2 protein-coding genes are annotated in these 2,009 nt (G+C 37.2%); one reads left to right on the top strand and one right to left on the bottom strand.

What is annotated here, in order from left to right; all coding sequences use genetic code 11:
• The first annotated feature begins 33 nt into the window (after positions 1-33).
• Positions 34-840, top strand: a complete 807-nt coding sequence (locus AB1444_16440) for an ATP-binding protein (GenBank protein ID MEW6528243.1) — start codon at positions 34-36, stop codon at positions 838-840.
• A 33-nt stretch (positions 841-873) separates the two neighbouring features.
• Here the strand turns inward: AB1444_16440 and AB1444_16435 are convergent, their stop codons facing one another.
• Positions 874-1,596 carry a tRNA threonylcarbamoyladenosine dehydratase gene (locus AB1444_16435; protein MEW6528242.1) on the bottom strand — a complete coding sequence of 241 codons (723 nt, stop codon included), beginning with the start codon at positions 1,594-1,596 and terminating at the stop codon, positions 874-876.
• Positions 1,597-2,009: the final 413 nt, after the last annotated feature.

Below are 2,009 nucleotides of genomic sequence, written 5' to 3'. Positions count from 1 at the left end.
AGCATCTATTGAAAAAGTTGATTAAACTAATATATGCAATACACGCAATGCGCTAATCATATATTTTCATACACCTTACGAGGTGGCGACTTTGATAATGCGGGGAGGATATCCACATCATTAAAACGCGAATTGCGTACACGAGAATATCCCCCACATATTATTCAACGTGTTGCCATCGTTTTATATGAAGCTGAAATAAATGTGGTATCATACACAAAGGTGGGTTACTTTTTTGCCTATTGCAGACCAAATTCGGTGCACTTAGTAATAAAGGATAAAGGCAAAGGTATTGAAAATATTAGATTAGCGGTGCAGGAGGGCTTTTCAACAGCTACCGATGAGATACGCAGGCTTGGATTTGGCGCTGGCATGGGCTTGTCCAATATTAAGCGTAATGCCAATGTTATGCGAATTTGTTCCAAGCCTGGTGAGGGCACAAAAATTAGTATAGATATAACATCAAGCAATCATTATGGAGATTTAATTATGGACATCACGGTAAACGAAATTCAACAAAAAACAAATTTTGAACTGCTCACCTCTAAAGCTGATTGTTCAAAACTGATTACAGGTGGCTATGTTGGTGATATGCTATCTGATGTTAATGCTAATGGAAAGAAAGGTAATATCTGGATTACAATTTTAACACATCCCAATGCGGTAGCGGTTGCTTCCCTCAAGGATTTCAGCGCAATTGTTGTTGCAGGTGGTATTAAACCGCGGGAAGAATTTATCAAACGTGCCGAGGAAGAAGATATCCCTGTATTATATACTGATTTATCGGCTTATGAGGTTGTGGTACTGCTGTCCTCATTAGGTGTTACAGCCAATCATTAATAATTTTTATTTTTAGGCGATAGTTCCTGTACGTTATACTTTGCCTGTTAAATGCTTTATTGCAAAACCAGCTGCAGCCAACCCCATAATCCCTGGCATATATGATAAGCTGCCAGGAACATTTTCTTTATCCGAATCACATCTGATGCTTCCCCTTTCCTCGTGAAAATAAACACAGGGAACTCCTTTAGTGATATGTCTTTCTTTCAGCCGCTTTCTAATAACACGAGCAAGTGGGCAATACTGGCTATTACTGATATCGCTTATCCGTAAACTTAAAGGATCAAACGCTCTTGCAGCACCCGTACAGCTTATAAATGGCATCTTATTGGTATACAGGTATTCAATCAAAGCCACTTTTGCAGCAACATCATCAATAGCATCTATTACAAAATCAAAACGATGTTGAAATAGACGTGCCACATTATGAGGCGTAATTTGTATATGATGTTTATGGATGATAATATCTGGATTAATATCCTTTGCTCGCCTTTGGGCCACATCTACTTTTGGCAATCCTAATGTGCTGTCTGTAGCTAAAATCTGCCTGTTACAATTAGATAAATCAACAGCGTCAAAATCAATAATATGAACTGTTCCTACACCGGCACGCACTATTGCTTCAAATGCATACCCGCCTACACCTCCAAGTCCTGCAATACACACTGTTGATGTTAAAAGTTTTTCCAGATTGTCTTGTCCAATAAGCAGTGAAGTGCGTGAAAAACGTTTAAAATATTGATTATTACTGTCCATTCTCTTTACACTCAAGCTAGTATATAATGTGTTACTTCAATTATAGCATATCCCTGTAGTAGCAATTATATTTCATTTTAATTTTTTATGCACAATATAAAAGTATCCAACAAATTAACTGCAGAAAATCAATACAAGGCTTTCTGCTACTTGTTGTAAGCATATTTTGTCCATAGCTTATACGGTTGCACAATATGTGCAATCCATTGATTGGGAAAAATGATAAGGAATTAGCCTTTTTTAAGCTTGTGTTAGTATCTCTGGTGGTGGTCCCCAGTAGAATTTTAGGCAATGGATGCCGTTTTCACGGTGAAAATCAAAGGTATATGACCTGTTTTCATAATAACTGGGCAAGTTCTCTGGATAGTTATCGGTATTTATTTCTTTTAATCGCTCTTTGAAATACAAAAAAA

Source organism: Spirochaetota bacterium (assembly GCA_040756435.1).
In the GTDB taxonomy this organism is placed as follows: Bacteria; Spirochaetota; UBA4802; order UBA4802; family UB4802; genus UBA4802.
Note: the sequence above shows the minus strand (reverse complement) of the source record. Positions and strands in the feature narration are given on the sequence as shown.

Coding starts and splice junctions, on each gene's coding strand:
- AB1444_16440 (MEW6528243.1), top strand. CDS start 34: ATGCAATACACGCAATGCGCTAATCATATATTTTCATACACCTTACGA.
- AB1444_16435 (MEW6528242.1), bottom strand. CDS start 1,596: ATGGACAGTAATAATCAATATTTTAAACGTTTTTCACGCACTTCACTG.